The 17979-nt window shown below is 61.8% G+C and carries 20 protein-coding genes; 18 read left to right on the forward strand and 2 right to left on the reverse strand.

Going from position 1 to position 17979, the window contains the following annotated elements:
- Positions 1-19: 19 nt before the first annotated feature.
- The 17 genes from RPMA_RS06020 (at position 20) to RPMA_RS06100 (ending at position 15691) form a co-directional block, all read left to right on the forward strand.
- Positions 20-760, forward strand: a complete 741-nt coding sequence (locus RPMA_RS06020; RefSeq protein WP_211911982.1) for an STN domain-containing protein — start codon at positions 20-22, stop codon at positions 758-760.
- A 2-nt stretch (positions 761-762) separates the two neighbouring features.
- A complete protein-coding gene (locus RPMA_RS06025; RefSeq protein WP_211911983.1) occupies positions 763-1500 on the forward strand; it encodes an energy transducer TonB family protein in 738 nt (245 codons plus the stop codon).
- A gap of 142 nt (positions 1501-1642) precedes the next feature.
- Positions 1643-2158 carry an RNA polymerase sigma factor gene (locus RPMA_RS06030; RefSeq protein WP_249225562.1) on the forward strand — a complete coding sequence of 172 codons (516 nt, stop codon included), beginning with the start codon at positions 1643-1645 and terminating at the stop codon, positions 2156-2158.
- A gap of 307 nt (positions 2159-2465) precedes the next feature.
- Entirely contained in the window at positions 2466-3440 is a 975-nt protein-coding gene (locus tag RPMA_RS06035; RefSeq protein ID WP_211911985.1) for a FecR family protein, read from the forward strand.
- A 210-nt stretch (positions 3441-3650) separates the two neighbouring features.
- Positions 3651-5417, forward strand: a complete 1767-nt coding sequence (locus RPMA_RS06040) for a ShlB/FhaC/HecB family hemolysin secretion/activation protein (RefSeq protein WP_211911986.1) — start codon at positions 3651-3653, stop codon at positions 5415-5417.
- Positions 5418-5437: 20 nt separating this feature from the next.
- On the forward strand, positions 5438-7405 hold the full coding sequence (locus RPMA_RS06045; RefSeq protein WP_211911987.1) for a DUF2341 domain-containing protein: 1968 nt from the start codon (positions 5438-5440) through the stop codon (positions 7403-7405).
- 6 nt (positions 7406-7411) lie between these two features.
- Positions 7412-7816, forward strand: a complete 405-nt coding sequence (locus RPMA_RS06050) for an ExbD/TolR family protein (RefSeq protein ID WP_211911988.1) — start codon at positions 7412-7414, stop codon at positions 7814-7816.
- A gap of 7 nt (positions 7817-7823) precedes the next feature.
- The gene (locus RPMA_RS06055) at positions 7824-8309 is read left to right on the forward strand and encodes a hypothetical protein (protein WP_249225563.1); all 486 of its coding nucleotides are present in this window, start codon (positions 7824-7826) and stop codon (positions 8307-8309) included.
- The gene (locus tag RPMA_RS06060) at positions 8306-9049 is read left to right on the forward strand and encodes a TonB C-terminal domain-containing protein (RefSeq protein WP_249225564.1); all 744 of its coding nucleotides are present in this window, start codon (positions 8306-8308) and stop codon (positions 9047-9049) included. The genes RPMA_RS06055 and RPMA_RS06060 overlap by 4 nt, the downstream gene beginning before the upstream one ends.
- A 14-nt stretch (positions 9050-9063) precedes the next feature.
- Positions 9064-10965: a putative porin gene (locus RPMA_RS06065; RefSeq protein ID WP_328516559.1), complete on the forward strand. Its 1902-nt coding sequence runs from the start codon at positions 9064-9066 to the stop codon at positions 10963-10965.
- A 2-nt stretch (positions 10966-10967) separates the two neighbouring features.
- On the forward strand, positions 10968-11561 hold the full coding sequence (locus tag RPMA_RS06070; RefSeq protein ID WP_211911989.1) for a hypothetical protein: 594 nt from the start codon (positions 10968-10970) through the stop codon (positions 11559-11561).
- On the forward strand, positions 11561-12610 hold the full coding sequence (locus tag RPMA_RS06075) for a peptidylprolyl isomerase (protein ID WP_211911990.1): 1050 nt from the start codon (positions 11561-11563) through the stop codon (positions 12608-12610). Before RPMA_RS06070 ends, RPMA_RS06075 begins: the two co-directional genes overlap by 1 nt.
- A gap of 11 nt (positions 12611-12621) precedes the next feature.
- The gene (locus RPMA_RS06080) at positions 12622-13122 is read left to right on the forward strand and encodes a YbjN domain-containing protein (protein ID WP_211911991.1); all 501 of its coding nucleotides are present in this window, start codon (positions 12622-12624) and stop codon (positions 13120-13122) included.
- 91 nt (positions 13123-13213) lie between these two features.
- Positions 13214-13960, forward strand: a complete 747-nt coding sequence (locus RPMA_RS06085) for a lytic transglycosylase domain-containing protein (protein ID WP_249225565.1) — start codon at positions 13214-13216, stop codon at positions 13958-13960.
- Between the two features lie 6 nt (positions 13961-13966).
- The gene (locus RPMA_RS06090) at positions 13967-14380 is read left to right on the forward strand and encodes a hypothetical protein (protein WP_211911992.1); all 414 of its coding nucleotides are present in this window, start codon (positions 13967-13969) and stop codon (positions 14378-14380) included.
- Between the two features lie 94 nt (positions 14381-14474).
- A complete protein-coding gene (locus tag RPMA_RS06095) occupies positions 14475-15209 on the forward strand; it encodes a S1 family peptidase (RefSeq protein ID WP_249225566.1) in 735 nt (244 codons plus the stop codon).
- Between the two features lie 14 nt (positions 15210-15223).
- On the forward strand, positions 15224-15691 hold the full coding sequence (locus RPMA_RS06100) for a hypothetical protein (RefSeq protein WP_249225567.1): 468 nt from the start codon (positions 15224-15226) through the stop codon (positions 15689-15691).
- Positions 15692-15715: 24 nt separating this feature from the next.
- Here the strand turns inward: RPMA_RS06100 and RPMA_RS06105 are convergent, their stop codons facing one another.
- Entirely contained in the window at positions 15716-15937 is a 222-nt protein-coding gene (locus RPMA_RS06105; protein ID WP_211911994.1) for a hypothetical protein, read from the reverse strand.
- A gap of 237 nt (positions 15938-16174) precedes the next feature.
- Between RPMA_RS06105 and RPMA_RS06110 the strand changes: the two genes are divergently transcribed.
- On the forward strand, positions 16175-17152 hold the full coding sequence (locus RPMA_RS06110; protein ID WP_249225568.1) for a putative bifunctional lysylphosphatidylglycerol flippase/synthetase: 978 nt from the start codon (positions 16175-16177) through the stop codon (positions 17150-17152).
- Positions 17153-17240: 88 nt separating this feature from the next.
- On the opposite strand, the gene RPMA_RS06115 is transcribed toward RPMA_RS06110, so the two are convergent.
- Positions 17241-17933, reverse strand: a complete 693-nt coding sequence (locus RPMA_RS06115) for a class I SAM-dependent methyltransferase (RefSeq protein WP_408056508.1) — start codon at positions 17931-17933, stop codon at positions 17241-17243.
- Positions 17934-17979: the final 46 nt, after the last annotated feature.

The following is a 17979-nucleotide window of genomic DNA, read 5'->3' on the forward strand; positions in this document are numbered from 1 at the left end:
AGCCCAACGACGCGATGACATGCAGGCCGTGGTCCGACGCCCGATGCGTGGCCGCGACTTCAGCCGCTGGTGCCAGGCTGCGCTCAAAATTGCCGTCCTGCTGTCGATCATGTCCGCGGCCCTGGCGTCGGCGATCAGGGCCAGCGACGACGCTCGCGACTTCGCGCCGATGCAATTCAATATTCCAGGTCAACCGCTGGCGTCGGCCTTGCAGACATATAGCAGGGTCACCGGCGTGCAATTGCTCTATGAGAGTGGCGCCACCAATGATCGCGATGCGCCTGCGATCACGGGCGAAATGACCCGGGATGCTGCGCTGCGCCTGCTGATTGCCGATACCGGGTTGATGATCCGCTACACGCGCGCGAACTCCATCACATTGGTGCCGGCCATCGCGGATCCCGACGCGCCACCCATGGCCGTATTCGATCAGGCCGATCTGGCGCTCGATACACTGCTCGTGCGCAAGCAGAGGCCAACGACGGACGCGTCGCAATTGCGCGCTTACAGCGGTGTCATTCAAGCCGACATTCAACAGGCACTCCGCAAGGAGTCCAAAACGCGCAACGGTGTCTACAGCGCCGGGATCAAGCTATGGATCGATGGTCCGCGCACGATCCGGCGGACCGAGCTGTTTCGCTCGTCCGGCGATCATGAGCGCGATGATGCGATCGGACGACTGCTGGATGGTTTGCAGGTCAGCCAGGCGCCGCCAGCGCATACGCCGCAGCCCGTCATGGTCATGATTACGGTCCGATAGCGATGGCCGAAACGCAACCAGCAACATTCGATCGATACGGGCATGAGCCGAACAAGGCGCCCGCATTCGATTTCCATGATGAGGCCGATACGGGCATGTCCGCGACCGGGCGCCTGCTGATCGGCAGCACGGTGATCGTTCCGGTCCTTGTCGCCGTCGGCGTCTATTGGTTGCATCAACTGCCGGTCGGGCCGGCGCTGAAGACCGGCAACTCCACGATCCAGGTCGAACTGATCCCGGCGCCCGTGCCGGCCACCGAGTTCAAGCAGGCCGCGCTCCAGCAGAGCCCGCCCATTGCAGATTTTCAGGTCGAACCGAAGATCGTCGAACAAAGTCTCGCGCCTGTTGAGCAGGAGACCGCGCCGCAGCCGCAACCGGCGCCGTCACCGCGCCCGGCCGCAGTGCCTGAACAGAAGCCGGCGGGTGGTGGACAGAGCCGTCCGATGCCGGTCGGCACAGCGTCGCGCTTTCAACGCGTTCTGCTGACGCATATCGAGCGCTATCAATCCTATCCGGCGACGGCGCGCCGTGACGGCCACGAAGACACGGTGTTTGTGGTGTTTGCCATGCGGCGCGACGGGACTGTTGCGCGTGTCGAGATCAAATCGAGCTCCGGACAACCGATCCTGGATCAGGCCGCTATCGAAACGATCCGGCGTGCACAGCCGCTCCCGAAAATCCCCGCTGACATGCCGGATATCCTCACGGTGTCGGTGCCTGTGACCTTTCGCGCGCGCTGACGATATTCATGCTCGCTGATGCGAGATGCGATCGTTCCGTAATTAATCTGTCATCTCTGACCGGTAACACCGTGCCTGTTTGAAGGTGTAACCGGTTGATGCATAAGGGCTGTGACCGTTGAGTGGCGTAGATCGTACGACATTGCGTGATGTCCTTGCGGCCGATTACACCGGCCTTTTCAAGCGTTTGACGCGTCGTCTCGGGAACTCGGAGCTGGCAGGCGAAGCTCTGCAGGACACCTTTTTGCGCGTCGAGCGGATGACCAACGCCACCGCAATCAGCAGTCCAAAAGATTACTTATTCCGTATGGCGTTGAACGTCGCGACCGATCGCCGGCGTGTCGAGCAGCGCCATCTCAGTCTCGATGCGGTCGATGCCTTGCTCGATGTTCCCGATGACAGTCCGGATGCGTCGGCGATTGTCGAAGGCCGTCAGGATATCCAGGCGCTCGATCGTGCTTTGGCGGAACTGCCGGCGCGTGCTCGCCAGGTTTTCGTTCTCGCCGTCATCAAGAAAATGGCGGATCAGCAGATTGCTGCGCAGCTCGGAGTGAGCCTCCGGACTGTCGAGATCGATCTGCGCAATGCGTTGAAGCACTGCGCACAGAGGCTGGATCGCACTTTGATAAGACGTACGGGCGGACCACGCCCGCGCTAGGCGTTTCTAGAGTGAATACTTACTGGCCGATAGCAGTCAGCGCTGATTGCGCTTGGTCGGTGCCGCTTGCCTTGGAAGTCCGCTCGGAATCTATCGGGTCGGGAAAATTTGTGTCATTAAATCATGATTCGGCTGCGGGTTAGCCGGGCCCCGACCGTCTAGATATCTAGAGGGTCTTCATCATTCTCGATTCAACCGATTAGAAGCTCCGCGACATCGATGACTCACATCATTTTTATGGTCCGGACTCCCGTTGTTCCCGCCTCGTCGGTTGGTTCGGACACGCATGCGCACGGGATGCGGCGCCGTGGCTGAGCCCGTCGATGACAGCAATCTGCTCGAACGGGCGATCGATTGGGTCGCGTTGCTGCGCTCCGGCAGTGCGACGACGGACGATGCCGATCGCCTGCAGCGTTGGCGCGCGCAAAGTCCGTCGCATGAAGATGCTTTCCGGCAAGCCGCGCGGCTGTATCGCGATCTCGGCGCGATGGGGGCGGAGCTCGAGCGTGACAAAGTGCGTTCTCTGGCAGCGCGGTCGCCTGTGCGTCGGCTGGTCAATCGACGCTCGCTGATCGGTGGCGCCATCGCGGCATCCGCGGTCGGCTATCTGGCGATCAAGCCGCCGCTTGAGATGTGGCCATCACTTGCGGAAATGTCGGCGGATTATCGGACCGGCAAGGGTGAGCAGCTCGATGTGGCGCTGGCGGAGAATGTGTCGCTGAAGCTCAACACGCAGACCAGCATTGCGGTGCGTGGTAGCGGTATCAATCCGAGTGTCGAGCTGATCAACGGCGAGGCCGTGATCACCGCGAAACGGCAGCAGAGCGAACCGCTGGTCGTGGTCGCCGCGGCTGGCAAGATCGCGTCGGCGATGGGCGAGCTCAATATCCGCTGTATCGATGGCAGCGTGCTTGCGACCTGTCTTGCAGGCTCCATCACCGTCACACATGGCGGCCGCAGCGTGGAACTCACGGCCGGCCAGCAGGTCTCTTACTCGGCGACCGATCCGCTTGGGCGTCCGGTCGCCATCACCGATCCCGGCAGTCTGTCGGCGTGGCGTGAAAAACTCCTGATCTTCAAGGACAAGCCGCTGGCTGCGGTGATCAGCGAGATCAATCGCTATCGTCCCGGCAAGATCGTGATTACCGATAGCGAACTCGGGCGGCGTCTCATCAACGGCACCTTCCACACCGACAAGCTCGACGATTTCGTCGCGCAGGTTCGTCAATTGTATGCCGTGAAGGTTCGCTCCCTGCTGGGCGGCCTCGTTCTGCTTGGCTGACAAATAGCAACTCACATCGCTGAAAGTAGAGCCATCTCGCCTGCGGGATGTTCTTGCCATGCAATGGTCGATGCTGCTTGCTGATTCGGTCTTCATGTTTTTCTTAATTTTCTTTTGCGGGTTGAAAGCTGCCCAACCGTCTTCATGACATAGGGACCTGGTCGTGAGCGCATTGCTCGCGCCCAGCGAGCCCTTTTGTGGGCTGTATAAATGCTTTCTATTCTTCGCGATGACACCGGTGCGGCCGTTCCGAAGCGGCGTCTTCTGCAATCGTCTGCGCCGGCGGCTCTGATCCTCGCCAGCATCGGTGCATGTGGTTCGCTCTCATCCGCTGACGCTGCGCCGAGCAAGCAGGTCGCCGAAAATTCTTCGCAGGATGCGAAGGTTGCCGCCAAGCCCAATGCGGATTCGGCCCAGGCGCCGGCCGCACCTGCCGAGCCGTTGCAGCGTTTTGATATCGATGATTTTGCCGTTCAGGGCGCAGACAAGCTGCCGCAGATCGATATCGAAGAAGCGATCTATCCTTTTCTTGGCCCGAGCCGCACTGCCGACGACGTCGAAAAAGCGCGCGCGGCGCTGGAGAAGGCCTATCACGACAAGGGGTTGCAGACCGTCAGCGTCTCGGTCCCGCAACAGAATGCGCTCACCGGTCGTGTGATCCTCAAGGTCACCGAGATGAAGGTCGGGCAGTTGCGCGTGAAGAACTCGCGCTATTTCGATCTCGACAAGATCAAGGATCGTGCGCCGTCGCTGAAGCAGGGTGTCGTGCCAAATTTCAACGACGTGACGAAGGATATCGTCGGTCTCAACCAGTGGCCCGATCGGCGCGTCACCCCGGCGCTGCGCGCGGGCATTGCGCCAGGTACCGTCGACGTCGATCTGAATGTGGAAGACAAGGCGCCGTTTCATGGCAGCATCGAACTCAACAACCGGCGTTCGCCGAATACGACGGCGTCGCGCCTGATCGGCACCGTTCGCTACGACAATCTGTGGCAGCGCGGCCATTCGTTCAGCTTCACCTATCAGGTCGCACCTGAAAATCCGAACGACGCCGAAGTGTTCTCCGCTTCCTATATGGCGCGCCTTGAGGACGTGGACTGGCTCAATGTCCTGGTCTATGGCGTGAAGTCGAGCAGCGACGTCGCCACGGTCGGCGGCATGAATGTGGTCGGTCCCGGCCAGATCATCGGTGCCCGCGCCGTGATGACGTTGCCGGCGCGCGAGAACTTCTTCCACACCTTCTCGGTTGGTGCTGACTACAAGCACTTCGACCAGACGATGCGTGACCTTTCCGGAAACGGTTATGGGACGCCGATCACTTACGTGCCTGTGGTGGCCAGCTATGGCGCGACCTTCCAGGGCGAAAAATCGCTTACGCAGCTCAATGCGTCGGTCACCGCAGCCATGCGACCGGCTGGGGACGACTGGCGCCGGTTCGATGACAAGCGTGCTTACGCGTCAGGCAGCTTCTCGCATCTGAATGTCGATCTCGCTCATACGCATGAATTGCCCGAGGGCTTCCAGTTCTGGGCAAAGGTGCAGGGGCAGATTTCAGACGGACCGCAGGTGTCGAGCGAGCAGTTCAGCATCGGTGGTCTCGATACCGTCCGCGGCTATCTCGAATCTGAAGTGCTCGGCGACGACGGCGTCGTCGGCAATGTTGAAATCCGGTCTCCTGATGTCGGCTCGATGCTGCAGAAGGAGATGAAGGACGAGACCGGCGAGGGTGCGCCGCGCTTCACGACGTTCAACGAATGGCGATTCTTTGGCTTCGTCGATGGCGGCCATGTCCGCGTGCAGCGGCCGCTCACGGAACAGCAATCGACGTTCGATGTCTGGAGCTACGGCGCCGGCACGCGTTTCAAGTTCTTCGAAGGTGTCAACGGCATGGTCGCCTATTCGGTGCCGATGGTGAGCCAAGCCTACACGCATGCCGGTACCGGTCGCGTGAATTTCCGTATCTGGGGTGAATTCTGATGACGATGGGGAGCGGACACATGAGCAAAGGCTCGAGCCTGCGCCGGAAAATGACAAATGCGGCTGCCGGGCTTGCGCTCGGCTTCACCGCAGCCATGACGCTGTTTCCGGCCACGGCGAATGCGTGGTGGAACGACGAATGGCAGCTGCGCAAGAAGATCAATATCGATGTCAGCGCCACCGGGGCCAACATCACCGATCCGATCGGTACCGTGCCGACGTTGGTGCGCCTGCATGCCGGAAACTTCCGCTTCAGCCTCGCCAAGGAAGACGGCAGCGATCTCCGCTTCGTCGCCACTGACGACAAGACGCCGCTGAAGCATCATATCGAAAAGTGGGACTCGCTGCTGGGCGAGGCGCTTGTCTGGGTGTCGCTGCCGAACGTGGCATCGGGCGCGAAGTCGGACTTCTGGCTCTACTACGGCAACAAGAAAGCCGCGGCGGCCAATGACGCCAAGGGCACCTACGACGCCGATACCGCGCTGGTCTATCACTTCAACGAGCGTGGTACGCCGGCGATCGACTCCTCGGTCTGGGCGAACAATGCGCAGAGCGTCGGCCAGGCGGCTGACGGTTCGCTGATCGGCAACGGTCTGCGCCTCGATGGTCGCAACATCGTGACGCTGCCGGCCTCGCCATCGCTCGGCATGGCTGACGGTGCACCTTTCACCTGGTCGGCCTGGGTCAAACCAGCTGCGATGGTGCCGAATTCGGCGCTGTTCAGCCGTCGCGATGGCGGCAATGGCATGGTGATCGGCTTCGACAACGGTTCGCCCTTTATCGAAGTGAGCAATGCTGCAGGCACGCAGCGCAGCGGCGTTGGTGCGCCGGTGGCTGCCAATTCCTGGCATCACCTCGCGGTCGTCGCTGCCAGCGGCACGGTCACGATCTATCTGGATGGCGCGCCTTACGCGACCCTCAATGCTTCCCTTCCAGCGCTGACGGGTGTCGCGCGTCTCGGCGGCGATGCCCCGCCGCCGGCCGCTGCTGCCCCAGTCGCGCCCGCTGCTGATGCAGCGGCTCCTGTTGCCGACGGAACCGCCCCTGCCGTGGACGCGGCCGCAGCCCCTGTCGCTGTCGCGGCGATGGCTGGTTTCGTCGGCGACATCGACGAACTGCAGATCTCCAAGATCGCGCGTTCGCCGGGCTTCATCAAATTCGCATCGACCGAACAGGGCAGCGATCCGACCAAGCTGATCGCGTTCAGCAATGATGAAGAAACCGCAAGCTGGATGTCGGGTCATTTCGCCATCATCCTGAAGTCGGTGACCATCGACGGCTGGATCGTGATCGTCATGCTGATCGTCATGGCTGCGGCGAGCTGGATCGTCACTTACGATCGCGTCAGCTACATGAAGAAGCAGGCCGGTGCCAACGACCGTTTCATGAAGAGCTTCCGCAAGCTCGCCGACAACCTGACTGCGCTCGATCGTGGCGAAGCGGATGAAAACGCAGCGGTCCTCGGTAGCAAGCTTGGCGAGGAAGAAGCGCAGATGGTTCGTGCATCGTCGCTCTACCGCATCTACCACGTGGGCGCCGAGCAGATCAGCCATCGCTTCGCCAATAACGAGATGATCCGCCTGAATGGCGCATCGATCTCGGCGATCCGTGCGGCACTCGACAGCGTGTTCGTGAAGGAAAGCCAGCGCCTCAACAAGATGATGGTGGTGCTCACCATCTCGATCTCCGGCGGTCCGTTCCTTGGTCTGCTTGGCACCGTGGTCGGCGTCATGATCACCTTCGCGGCCATCGCGGAAAGCGGCGACGTCAATGTCAACGCCATCGCACCTGGCATCGCCGCCGCTCTTGTGGCGACCGTTGCCGGCCTCTTGGTCGCGATCCCCGCGCTGTTTGCCTACAACTATCTGGTGACGCGCATCGGCGAACTGACCACCGACATGCAGGTGTTCATCGACGAATTCGTGACCAAGATGGCCGAGTTCTACTCCACCGAAGCGATCGTTGATCATCGCCAGGCGGCGGAGTAAGCCGCGATGCAGCTCCAGAGCAAAGGCAAGCCGTACGACGACATCAACATCACGCCGATGCTGGATCTCGCTTACGTGCTGCTCATCATCTTCATCGTGATGACCACCGCGACGGTGCAAGGGCAGAAGGTCAATCTGCCCAAGGCATCCGCCGCGCCAAGCCTGGCCACGCCGACGACGAAGGCGATCACCGTCTCCAACGACGGCAAGCTCTTCCTCGACACCATCCCGGTGACGCTGCCCGAACTCGAGCAGCGTCTGGTGCAGCAGAAGGCGCTGACGCCGGATTTCCCCGTGGTGCTGCGCGGTGACGCGCAGACCCAGTACCAGAGCGTCATGGACGTTCTCGATCTGCTCGGCCGTATCGGCCTGTCGCAGGTCGGTCTCGCCACCAAGCCACTCGTGAAGTAACGCAACGATGTCGATCGCCAGCCACATGCACGACGATACCAAGGGCGCATTTGCAGTCCTGTGGTCCTGGCTGCGCCGTGCCGCATCCCGAACGCCGGATCAGTCCGAGATCTGGGGTGTCACCGAGCCGGCGGCCGTTGCGGCCGTCGGTGCAGCCCAGGAACAAGGTGTCGTTCTGCCGTTCCCGTTGCGCGGGGAAGCGCTGCTGGTGCGGCTTGCAGATCTCTTGCGCCGCCGCGTGGATGAGCTGGTGCCGCGTTGCGAGCGTCTGTCGCTGGTGCTGTCGCATTGTCCGCAATTGCGGCTCTCGATCGATGACGGCGCCTATGTGGAATTCGACGCGTCGTGTGCGGAATTCTATCTGGTGATCGAAGCGCCGAGCGGCACGCGCATGATCATCGAGACGACGGACTTCGACGCAGTGGTCAAATTCGTCCTGCAATACGTTGTCGAGAAGCTGTCCGATGACGCCGGGCTGGAGGCCGCATCGTGAAAAAGCCTGCCAAAAAGTCTGCCCGCGAACAGGCTGTTTCCACCGAGGCATCGAGCAATCGCGGCGTCTATCTGCGTTACGGCGGCGCCGTTGCGGTCATCGCGCTGCTGTTTGTCGGCGGCTGGTTCGTGCTGATGAGCGGCGATGGCGCTCCGGCACCGAAGCAGGTTCGCGAACTGACGGTGGTCAATATCGTGCCGCCGCCGCCACCACCTCCGCCGCCCGAGCAGAAGATGATCGAGCAGCAGAAGGTGACCGAAGAACCGAAGATGGTCGAGCAGGAGCGGGTCGAGGACAAGCCGGTTGAGAAGCCGGCGGACGATCCCGTGAAGGACGCAAAGACCGAAGAGCCGCCCGGACCGTTGGCGCTTGATTCAGCGCCGGCTGGCCCAGGCGACAATTTCGGTCTCATCGGCAAGCCCGGCGGCAGCCCCTATGGCGGTCGTGGTGGCGGTGGCAGCCGCTGGGGCTGGTACGCCTCGATCGTACAGACGCAGATCGAAGCGGCAATCCGCGCCAATGAGCGCACCAAGAATGCGGTGATGCAGCTGCAGTTTCGCATCTGGGCCGACAATACCGGCCGCATCAACCGCGTCGAGCTCGTGAATTCCAGCGGCAGCGCGGAAGTCGATGCCGCCATCCGCAACGACGTCATCGGGCGGCTCACGCTGCGCGAGCCGCCGCCCAACGATATGCCGATGCCGATCAACATTCGTGCAACCGGACGTAAGCCAACCTAATTCGCCCGGCCAGAATGGCCGCGCAAGCATCACTTCGACGAGTAGGGGACTTGAGACCGATGTTTGACAGAAAGACCGATACCGCCCGGCGCGTATGGCCGCTTGCAGTGTCGATGTGCGCATTGACGCTCGCTGTGCCCGCTCTGGCGCAAGACGAGGGGAAGGCCGCGTCCAAGCGCCCCACGGTGTCCCGCGCCAAGCCGGTCGCGCCGAACTCGACAACCAGCCTCGTCAACCTGCTGATCAAGCAGGGTGTCATCACCGAGGAACAGGGAACAGCCCTGATCAAGCAGGCCGAAGATGAATCCTATGTGCAGCGGGAAGCTGCCAAGGGTGCGTCCGCGCGCGCCGAGGAAGCTGCGAAAACGGCTGCCGCCGCCGCAGCAGCCGCATCGCCCCCCGGCACCAAGCACGTGACCTATGTGCCTGAGATCGTGAAGCGCCAGTTGCGCGAGGATATCCGCAAGGAAGTGATGGCCCGTGCGCATAGCGAAAACTGGGCGTCGCCTGGCAAATATCCGGAATGGGCCCAGCGCATCCGTTTCTACGGCGATCTGCGCGCCCGTTATGAAGGGCAGTTCTTCCCGACCGGAAACGATCCGCGCCAGATCAACTACAATGCGATTAATACCGGCAATCCGTACGATCTATCCGACAATACCAATTTCTATTGGGCGCCGACCTACAATACGAGCGAGAACCGCCAGCGCGCGCGCTTCCGCGTTCGCGTCGGCGCGGACGTGGATATCGCCGACAATTTCGTCGGTGGATTCCGCTTCGCCAGCGGCGATAGCGGTTCGCCGGTGACGCTGAACCAGACCATGGGCGGCAGCGGCGGCAATTTCTCCAAATATGCGCTGTGGATCGATCGCGCCTATTTGCGTTACCAGCCTTCCGAGGATTTCAGCTTCTCGGTCGGTCGCTTCGACAATCCGTTCTGGTCGCCGACGGATCTCGTCTGGTATCGCGATCTCGGCTTTGACGGTTTTGCGGCCCAGCTGAAGCACGAAGTGTCGCCGGGCATCACGCCGTTCCTGGTGGCGGGTGCTTTCCCGACCTACAACACCGATTTGAACTTCGGCTACAATATCGATGCGAACGATCTGAAGAATGGCTTGCCAGGTAAGTTCCCCAGCAACGACAAGTGGATGTATGGCGCGCAGGCCGGCGTCGGCGTGAAGTTCGATCCGCAGTCCAGCTTCCGCGTTGCTGTTGCCTATTACGATTTCACCGACACGCAGGGTCGGGTATCTTCGCCGTGCTCGGTCCTCGCAACGGCGGACATCTGTAATACGGATATCACTCGACCGTCCTTCGCGCAGAAGGGCAATACCTACAAAACGCTGCGGAACATCATTCCTGAAGTCATGCCGGTGGGAACGTTCCAGCCTGCCTATCAGTATTTCGGTCTGGCCAGCCAGTTCCGTCCGGTTGTCGTCAGCGGTCAGCTCGACCTCGGCGATTTCCATCCGGTCCATGTCGTGATCGATGCTGAATACGTCAACAACACTGCGTTCGATCGCAATGCGATGCTCGCGCTGCCGACGGCTTGCTGCAATGGCGGTGCGCTCTCGAACAACACTGCGCCGACATCGGACGGCAGCACGGGTCCCTTCAATGGCGGCAATCAAGGCTGGATGACCCGCGTGACCGTCGGTCACAAGCAGGTCAGGAAATTGTGGGATTGGAATGTCCACGCTGGCTACAAGTACCTCGAATCCGACGCCATGATCGACGCTTTCGTCGATCCGGACTTCGGCCTCGGCGGTACCAACCTCAAGGGCTATTTCATCGGCGGCAATGTCGGCCTCTCCGACAATGTCTGGGCGACGCTCCGTTACATGAGCGCCAACAACATCGCCGGAAACCCGTATGCCGTCGATGTTGTCCATCTCGACCTGAACGCGAAGTTCTGATCATGCGCAAACAACTGTTCCCCATTGTTGCGGTCATGGCCTCGCTTGTCAGCACCGGTGCGCATGCCCAGTCGGAGACCGACAAGCTGCGTGAAGCACTGCGCAGCCTGACTGCGCAAACCCGCTCGCTGGAAGATCAGCGGGCATCCCTGCAAAGCAAGGTGGCGGATGCCGAGCGCGAAAAGGCTGCGCTGACGGCGCAGATCGCTGCCGCCAAGGCGCAGGTCAAGGAAGTCGAGAAGACCCATCGCGAGGCGGTGGATGAATTCAACCAGCGCCTGGAAGATCGAAACCAGACGCTGGAAAAGTGGAAGGCGGCCTATGAAGAAGCCGCCACGGTGGCGCGCGCCAAGGATGCGGAGCGTGCCAAGTTCGAGGGAGAGGCGACCGCCTATAAAGCAAGCACCAAGAGCTGCGTCGCCAAGAATGGCCAGCTCATGAAGGTCGGTCGTGAATTGCTGCGCCGCTATGAAGGCGTCTCGTTCGGTGACATCGCCGTCATCAATGAACCGCTGATCGGTGCACGTCGTGTCGAAGTCCAGAACATCCTTCAGGACTACGACGACAAACTGCTCGAGCAAAAGGTTATCCAGTAATGTCTCAACGTTCCTCCATCGCGTTGGCGACGGTGGCCGGTCTGGCCGTCGCGTCGGCGCTCGTGTCGCCTTCTCTCGCGCAGACGGCGATGCAGCCGGGCCAGCCGCGCGTCGCTCAGGCTCCTCCGGCTCCGGCCAGGCAGCCGGTGCGTCCGGCGGCGCCTGCCGCTGCAGCTCCGGCTGCGCCAGCGGCCAGCGCGGTCGCTGCTGCCAAATCGTCGGGTGAAGTCGTCGCTCGGATCGGCAATAGCGATGTTACTGCCGACGACATGCGCGCCTTCATCGCCGCGCTCGGTCCGCGCGATCAAGCCGCTGTGGCGCAGGATCCGGCTTTGCTCAGCCAGGCCGTGCGCATCATGTTGTCGAATCGTCTGGTGATGCAGGAACTCGTCGCAAAGAAATACGACAAGCAGCCGCAGATCGAAGCTCAGCTCGAAAAGGTCCGTGAAAACGCGCTCGTCGAGATCTATCTGCAGTCGGTGTCCAATCCGCCGGCGAATTTCCCGGGCGAGGACGATCTGCAGAAGGTCTATGACGCCAACCGTGCCTCGTTCCAGGTGCCGCGCCAGTATCAGCTAGCCCAGATTTATGTCCCCGTGCCCAAGGATGCAGATAAGGCAACGGTTGATGCGGCGAAGAAGAAGGCAGACGACGTCCAGCGGAAGCTGAAGGCGCCAGGAGCGGACTTTGCAGCCATCGCGCGCACCGAGAGTGCAGCGAAGGAAAGCGCCGAGCGCGGCGGTGATCTCGGCCTGTTGCCGGAAGATCAGATCCGTCCGGAAATCCGTACGCAGATCGCTGGTCTTGCGAAGGGTGGTGTATCGGATCCGATCACGCTCGACGACGGCATTCACTTCATTCGTCTAATCGACACAAAAGCGGCTTATACGCGCACTCTGCCGGAAGTTCGCGAACAACTGGTTCAGCAGATGCGAACCCAGCGCGCGGCCGTGTTGCGGCAGAATTATCTCGCAGAACTTTTGAAGCAGAAACCGCCGATCATCAACGAGCTGGCTCTCACCAAGCTCCTCGACGGCAAGAAGAACTAAGGAGTATCAGTATGTCCGATACCAATCTCGCCAGCCTGACGCTGGAATCGCTGCGCGACATCATGCAGGGCTCGGGCTACCGCGTTGAGCTCGTCTCGGATGCGGCAGCCAATGTCTCGCTGCTGCGCTCGTCGACCGCTGGCTTTGCCTTCGATGTCCGCCCCGGTAACCGGCTCGCCGCCGATGACAAGAGCTTTGTCGACTTCACCTTCAGCGCCTGGCTGAATGTCGAAGGCGAGCTTCCGCTCGATATCGTCAATCGTTGGAACGCGCTGCGTCGCTTCGGCCGGCTGCAGCTGGTGCCGGGCTTCCTCGCCATGACCATGGACGTCTCCGTGATCGGCGGCGTCGCGCCCAATTATGTGCGCGCGCAGGTCGAGATCTGGGATCATCTGGTTCAGGCACTGGTGCCCTATCTGCGCGAAGAACTGCAGAAGGTCACGGCGCAGACCCCGGCCGCAGTCGCTCCGGCGGCGCCGGATGAGGTGCCTGCCGAAGCCAAGGTTGCCTGATAGGTCCGTCGTGATAAATGCAAGCCGTGCAGCATCCCGTGATTGCCGTAACGCGCGTCATGCGCGCGTTGCGCTGTCATGCACTGCCGGTTTGCTGGCCGTCTGGGCATCAGTGGCGAGCGCCGAGCCCGGCGACAAGATCCGCGTGGCCTCGGTCGTTGCCGAGGCTCCGCAAGTCTCTGCCGAAGGCAGCAAGCCGGCGGAGCGCGCCAAAGCGGATGCGCCGCCGGCATCACCGATGACCCCATCCCCGATCCGCGCTGCAAACCCGCGCGCGCTCTATCGGGCTCTGATCGAACGCGAAGTGCGCCACACCAATTTGCCGGCCGATGTGGCCGAAGCTGTGATGGGTGTGGAAAGTGGCTATGTGCCGACCCGGATTGGCGCCGATGGCGAGATCGGCCTGATGCAAGTGATGCCGCCGACAGCGCGCATGCTCGGCTATACCGGATCGATGGAAGAATTCGCAGCACCCGAGATCAACATCAAATACGGCGTGCTGTATCTCTCGCAGGCCTGGAGCAGGGCCGGGGGCGATCTGTGCACGGCGCTGATGAAGTATCGCGCCGGTCATGGTGAAACCCGCTTCTCGCAACTGTCCGTCGATTATTGCATCAAGGCGCGCGCGCGACTGGTGGCCATGGGCTATCCGGTCAGCGGCACCGTGCCCGTCGCGACCTTCGGCTTTCGGCCCGGCGGCAGCGCATTGGCGATGGCCAGCTGCCGCAAGCGATGCCTGACTTTGGGCGGCGGTGGCCGTGTCGATTTCAACGCTTTGAACAATCGCCTCGCTCAGGTCGCCATTCAGGTCTACAGTCCCAAAATTCCCGGAAAGTGATGCATCATGTTTGTCCGGCTTGTCGGCGTGATGATGATCGTTGCCATACCATCGGCCCTGGCACGGGATCTGCCACCGATCTCGGTGACGCCGCATGATGCGCCGCCGAAGCCCGAACTGATCATCGGCGGATCTGGCGGCGCGGCCGTGCCTTCGCGCCAGCAACAGCACCAGCGTTGCGTCGATGTCGAGGCTGGTGGCGCGCGCAGCTATGGCTGCCTCAACGAGACGCTGAAGCGCGATGTGGACAAGGTCAATCCCAGCCTGAACCTCCCGCCGCTCGATGCGCGCTCGTCCGACACCAAGCTCGGCATCGTCAACATTCCGGCGGTGCAGCAGCAATACGGCCAGAATTTCGGGCGTTCCATCGTGCCATTCCGCCCGCCGCAGCCGACCTTTAACGGCAATCCGCGGCGCTAGTCCCATTATGTCTTCCGTGATCTCGACGATCTGTCTAGCGCCATCGAACGATCAGATCTGCGCGGGTTTGCCAAAGCTCTACCAGTGGCGGTCCGTGTGCGCGCTGACAGCTGTGGCGATCTCCATCTCCGCGGCGACGCCGGCAGCGGCGCAATTCCTGCTGCCGACGCGTACGGATATTCCGGCGCTGGTTCCACCAAAACCGCTGACCCGAGCTGACCTGCCGCCGGCTGAACGAGGTGAACGCGCGGGTACCGGCTTTTTCGTCGACGATCGCGGACACATCCTGACAGCGCGTCACGTCGTGCAGAGCTGCAGTCGCATCGTCGTGCACAAGGAGGGGCGGAGCATGACAGCGAAGCTGGTCGCCGTCTCGACGCCATATGATCTCGCGCTCTTGCACACGCCAAAGACACGCGGTCTTGCAGCCGTGTTCCCCCGCAACGTCACTTCGGCGGTGAACGATATGGTCTTTGCGGCTGACTACACAAATCTGCCGACCACGGTGACCCGCGGCGGAATGCTTGCGAACGCATCGGTGGGGAAGACCGCCGGCGGTGACGAGGCCGGTCATATCGCCATCACCTCTCCCGTGACCTACGGCGCCAGTGGCGCCCCTGTGCTGGATTCACGCGGTCTGGTCGAAGGCGTCATCAGCCGCAAGACCAACGTGAATCGCGTGCTGGCCGTGGGTGCTGCAGGTGCCAAGGCGTTCCTGGCATCGAACAATATTCGCCTGCAGGAAGACGACCGGCCGCAGATCAGCGGATCGGCATCGCGCGCCCATCGCGCTGCCAGCATTTCAGCAGGCATCGTTTGTCTGAACTAGAGGAGCATGTTGCGATGGCACAGTCGAAAGCATCGTCCCACTTAACACAGAAGTCTGGCAGGCTACGTGCGCTGCTGGCTTCGCTTGGTCTCATTACGATTGCCGCGACGCCGGTCGTTGCGCAAGGGCTCGACTATCGCAGTCCGGATGCTGCGCCGCCTGCCTGGGGGCAGTTCGCAAAGCTGGTAAAATATCGCTTCGAGGAATGGATCGGCGCCGATGAAGCGGTCGCCAACCGTTTCCGCGGCTGGCTGAAAGAGACCGGCGGAACGGCCAACGGCGCGCCGGACTCGCTGATCGTCAAAGCCTGGCTCAATCCGGACGGCAGCGTCGAGAAAGTGTCGTCCGCACCACTGAATGACGAGCGCGCCAACAGCGATCTGCGCACCGTCCTGACCCGCGGCAATATCGGCGAAGCGCCGCCGCCCGAGATGTTGCAGCCGATCAATCTGCGTTTTTCGCTCAAGATCGCGAAAGACTAGCCGCCGTTCTCGACAGAGGCGGCCTCAGGCCGCCAGGTCCCACAGTCGCGGGCAGCCGCGCAGCACGACGGCGCGGCCGGTGGCGGTCAGGGCAGGCACGTCGCCGGTCATGGCCACCAGGCCGAGTTCGATCAGCTGGTCGAGCACATAGCGGTTCAGCCGACCGACAGGTGCATCGGTGGGGCGTAGCGCCCGCAACGTGTCCCATTGATTGGTGGTGAGCTGAAAGTCCGTCTCGGTCGACATGGTGTCCTGCTTTACAAAATCAAAAAACGAAAAATGAACGCGGTTCCAGTTACGGAATTCGCATGAATCTCTTGCGACAGCCTTACGGCCGAATTTGGAGTGCACCGATTTTTGTTTGGTGACGCCTGGGCGCTGCTTTTGCGCGGCTGTCATATCGACGTGTCACACAAGCGCGCTTACTGCGGGCCGAATCACATCGTGCCCCTATCTAGAGAAAAGTGGAGCGGTGTGCCACCCGTGTTTGGAAATATCATCGAGGTGATGCGTCACCGCCTCACTCTCCGGCTGCTCGGCATCATCGTCAGCCTGGCGATTGCGGTTGTCGCCTTCCTCGCATTGAGCAAGGCGCTGAAAGGTGTCGATCTCGACAAGGTGCTGGCGGCGATGCGCATGGTGGAGCCCATGGCGGTCGCCTTGTCACTCGGGCTGGTGGCGATCTCCTATGGCAGCCTCACCTTATATGACTGGCTCGCGCTGAAGATGATCGGGCGCGATGATCTCCCCTATCGCGTAGCGGCGCTGGCCAATTTCACCAGCTATCCCATCGCGCACGGAACCGGCGCGGTCCTGCTCGTGTCGTCAGCGGTGCGCTATCGGATCTATGCACCGCATGGCATCGGCCCCGGCGGCGTTGCGCGGATCTGCTTTCTGACCGGGCTGACATTCTGGCTCGGCAATCTCACCGCGCTGGGTCTGAGCACGCTCTACGCGCCCGACGCAATCAGCCAGATCGATCAGCTCGCGCCGGAGATCAACCGCGCCCTCGCCATCGCGATCCTCGTCGGTATCGTCGGCTATGTGTTCTGGACATGGAACGGCACGCGCACGCTGGGCGGCGGCAAGTGGTCGGTGCCGGTGCCGAGCGGGCGCAATGTCTTCCTGCAGATCGGCATCGGCCTGATCGATCTCGGCGCCGCCGCGCTGTCGATGTATGTGCTGATCCCCGAGACGATGAATGTCGGCGTGGCGCAGGTGGTCGTGGTGTTTATCGCGGCGACGCTGCTCGGCTTCGCAAGTCACGCGCCGGCCGGCATCGGCGTATTCGATGCCACGATCCTGATCGGGCTTGGCGGCGCGCATACGGAGGAGTTGCTCGCGGTGCTGCTGCTGTTCCGCCTGTTCTATCACCTGATCCCGTTCGTGCTCTCGCTGGCGCTGTTCGGCGGCGTCGAGGCCTATCGCAATCTGGTGAAGCAGAAACGATTGGAAGCGTAGGGCGGATGAGCGAAGCGTAATCCGCCGTTCTTCGCCGCACAGCCTCGGCCGGCGGATTACGCCTTTGGCTCATCCGCCCTACGGCTCGCTATTTCTTCAGCGTCAGCACGGCCGATTGCGCGTAACCGCGGAACGGGCGCTTGAATGTCAGCTGTGCCTGATGGCGCTCGGCCAATGTGACCAGCGCGTCCTGCAGCTCGCGGCGCGGCGTGACATCGAACAGCGTCAACCAATGCAGCAACAGGCGGCGTGCGCTGGCGGGCAGGCGCTCCTGATTGCCGAAATCGACGATATGCAGCTGTCCGCCTGGTTTCAGGCGCGTGACGGCTTCGTTCAGCACGCCTTTCCAGTCCGGGATCATCGACAGCGCATAGGAGATGACGATGTGATCGGGCGCGTCGATGGTGAAAATCTTGGCAGGATCGAAATCGGTGGCATCGCCATGTGCGACACGGATGCTGCTATCGAGGCGGTGGCGCTTAATGGCGGCGAGGGCGGTGGTCAGCATTTCCGTCGAGACGTCGATGCCGAAGAAGCGCGCGGACGGATACCGCTTGGCCGACTGAATGAGATTGCGGCCGGTACCGCAGCCGATCTCCAGCACATGGGCGCCTGGTGCGGGCTTCAGCTCGGCGATCAGCTGGTCTCGGCCGAGCAGGTAGTAGCGGCGCGTGGCATCATAGATGAAGCGCTGCCAGCGATACATCCGGTTCATGCGGTGGGTGGCGTCGGCACGCCATGTCGCGTCGGGCCTTGCTTCGGCTTCGGAGACAATCGTCACGGTACACCTCGTCGCATGTCGGATTGAATCGCATCCTTTTCATTCC

This window comes from Tardiphaga alba (assembly GCF_018279705.1).
In the GTDB taxonomy this organism is placed as follows: domain Bacteria; phylum Pseudomonadota; class Alphaproteobacteria; order Rhizobiales; family Xanthobacteraceae; genus Tardiphaga; species Tardiphaga alba.